The following is a 2,957-nucleotide window of genomic DNA, read 5'->3' on the forward strand; positions in this document are numbered from 1 at the left end:
CCTCGTCACGATCATGGAAGCGGTCGGCATTGAATGTGATACCTTCCTAGTAGATGTTTTTTGAAACAGGTTCTAGTGTCTACATTTATGTTTCTTATTAAAACACAAAAATGCCCTCAAAAAAAGAATATAGAACCGATCGATATTGATCAGCAAATATGTTTATATAGCAGAGAACATTTCTCGACAATGACAGCTCTACCTATCGTGAGGGGATAGCCTCGTTATGGAGCCGAAACCTCTATCAAGGACGGGAGCCTTGCTCATCGGTCTGTTCTTCGCAATCATCGGCGCTGTTGTCATATTTGCAGCATGACTGTGGCAACATTCAACCCGTGAGCGGTTGAGCACGATGATCAGCGGCACAGGCACAGTTGTTGAGCTGCTTAAAGTTCAACGTCCTGGTGAAACTGCCAATTTCTACCCAATTGTTGAATTCCGTACTCAGACAGGTGAGTTCATTCGCTTCGAGAGAAGCACCGGTGTCAGTGAAAACACCTATCGAGTCGGTCAACAAGTAGACATCCTGCATGATCCTCAATTCCCACAAGATGCCAGGATTGACTCGTGGTTTGAGCTACGGTTACCTTCTCTTGTGGTCATCTTGATCGGTAGTGGTGCACTGGTAGCGGGTCTGGCAGGATGCGGTGTTGCCATCTTCGATACACGGAACCAGCCCACGTCACATCCAGGGTAATCCCTCTCAACAACCCATCACTAGCCCGCAGAGTCTACTTCCGCAAATCACAACCTGTTTCAGGAGAGGAAACGCAATGGATCACCCCTCCTGTCCCTGGTAATGCCGGATCGCCAACCACGATTCTGATGGTATCAGATCGTGTACAAGCGTATCACCCAATCGCCATCCGGGAATAGCGTCTCTCACAAAAACAAGTTATGTCAAATCTGGTCAAATAAAGGTCATGGCACGCTATCTACCGTCACCCTCTCGCGGTGCACTACCGCTCCGGCACGTCCTGAGAAAGCGCACCTCTGGCTCATTCACCAGGCATCTCCTGGGAGCGTGCATCTCCGGCGCACTCCCAACCACCCGATACCACTCAGGTATCTCCTGGGAGCGCACGCCTCTAGTGCGCCTACCATCTCCTGGGAGCGCACGCCTCCAGCTCATTCACCAGGCATCTCCTGGGGCACACGCCTCTAGCTCATTCACCAAGTATCTCCTGGAAGCGCGCCTCCAGCTCATTTACCAGGCATCTCCTGGGGCGCACGCCTCCAGCTCATTCACCAAGCATCTCCTGGGGCGCACGCCTCCAGCTCATTTACCAAGCATCTCCTGGAAGCGCACCTCCGCCGCGCTCACCACCCGATACCGCCTACCGTGCCTGCTTCCAGCAGGGTATTGCAAACCAGAACCAGCGCACGACAGTGGGAGCCATCCAGCACCGGTGGTTCCTGCCTCCGCAAGGGGCGGATAAGGATGGGGGCGTTCAGAGCCTCGCCAACCCCAATCTCTTGTACACTCACATATGCTATCCGCCCGCGAACCTCCAGGATCATGCCGGCCCGGCTACGTTCATCGTCAATACTGCTGCCAGTGCCGCAGCATCGAGCGTAAATGCCCGACCAAATCCGCCAACATAGCGCGCTTCGTGTAGCGTTACGCGAAACAGCGTAAAATCCGGCAAAGCAAAGAGATGCTGCTGCGTCGGCAACCGCTGTACATACGTCATCTGAGCCGCTGCATAATCGGGCACATCACGCGGGATTGCCAATGCACGACCCTGCAATGTTACTCGCGCCAACGCCTGGGGATCGCTTACGCTATGTGGTGCCGCAGTAATCAGAAGTGAGAGTGGTGAACCGGCGAACAAATGACCGGTATGCGCTGCCAGACGACTCAGCAAGAGCAATAGACACGGTGCATATCCTTCGCGCCGTTCAACTGCATACAGGACGTAAGAGACAAAAGGTGCTCCATCAGGAGTTACAGTACCAAGCGCTGCCGCTTGCTGTTCATCAATCAAACGCCGCAGCGCTAGCCGGTCTTCTTGCCGCATAGAAGAAACCCTTTCTCCTCCAGGCCAGTTCAGCCAATCCTGAACTGTGCTCATAGACTCTCTTGTTCATAGCATCATTGAAGCACGTGTCGAGTATTGTTTGCAAGTCGGGTATGAACGCCACGTCTGGACAGCCAATACACCATCTGCCAGACCCACTTGAGCACAACTTGCTGCACATGTATAATCCACCTCGTTAAGCAGAAGAGTGGCATCAAACCTTGAGCTATCCTGCGCATCACTGCCTGGCACCGGATATGCGGTAAACCGTCCCCTCCGTAACGATTTGTTACGGATAAATCGATTCCGCAAGGGCTGGTTTAGCACCTGCACCTACGGACGGCGCACGTCACCGTTCACCTTACTATACGAGGGATGCGGCGAACACGGAGACCGTCTTGCTTCGCATACCTTGCACCGTGTTTTTCCGATTTGATATGACATCACTGCGGGAGAAGACTCATCCGCCCAGGATGATGCGAAACTTTGCCATCCATTCACACCGGCATCACGTGCCGGATTGGGTACCATTTACACACAGTGATCCCCGTGTCGAATTGTTCGTTATACGGAAGCCATGCCTCTCTAGCCACCGTAATCCACGCAGAATGCGTGTCGCGCCGGTGAGCGGTACATCGGGATACATTGCGCGATGTCAAAACCTCACGCTGGCACTGCACCTGTACACAGACGCGTTGGGTTAACACTACTACCTTCGCCGACCAAAAAGGGGCGTGGACAGGGTATGCCGGCAGCGTTGCAATAAAAGGACGACACCTGAACAATCCATACCGTCACGCAAGCGGAAGTGTGACGAGCCATAAACAACAAAACCCGCAGGTGCAAACCTGCGGGTTTTTACTGGTAGCGGCGGCAGGATTCGAACCTGCGACCTTCGGGTTATGAGCCCGACGAGCTGCCACTGCTCCACGCCGC

General features: G+C 53.7%; 3 protein-coding genes. 1 reads left to right on the forward strand and 2 read right to left on the reverse strand.

Translation table 11 applies throughout. From position 1 onward, the window contains the following. Positions 1 to 343 precede the first annotated feature (343 nt). On the forward strand, positions 344 to 697 hold the full coding sequence (locus VAE55_RS00730) for a DUF3592 domain-containing protein (RefSeq protein WP_416181154.1): 354 nt from the start codon (positions 344 to 346) through the stop codon (positions 695 to 697). A 623-nt stretch (positions 698 to 1,320) separates the two neighbouring features. Here VAE55_RS00730 and VAE55_RS00735 read toward each other — a convergent pair. Beyond that, positions 1,321 to 1,488: a hypothetical protein gene (locus VAE55_RS00735; protein WP_322813914.1), complete on the reverse strand. Its 168-nt coding sequence runs from the start codon at positions 1,486 to 1,488 to the stop codon at positions 1,321 to 1,323. Positions 1,489 to 1,517: 29 nt separating this feature from the next. Continuing rightward, complete coding sequence (locus VAE55_RS00740; RefSeq protein ID WP_322813915.1) at positions 1,518 to 2,021, reverse strand: pyridoxamine 5'-phosphate oxidase family protein; 504 nt, start codon at positions 2,019 to 2,021, stop codon at positions 1,518 to 1,520. Positions 2,022 to 2,957 lie beyond the last annotated feature (936 nt).

Origin of the sequence: Chloroflexus sp. (genome assembly GCF_034432675.1) — a bacterium.
Classification (GTDB): domain Bacteria; phylum Chloroflexota; class Chloroflexia; order Chloroflexales; family Chloroflexaceae; genus Chloroflexus.

Excerpts from the sequence above, each read along its gene's own strand:
- VAE55_RS00740 (WP_322813915.1), bottom strand. The coding sequence starts at position 2,021 with ATGCGGCAAGAAGACCGGCTAGCGCTGCGGCGTTTGATTGATGAACAG.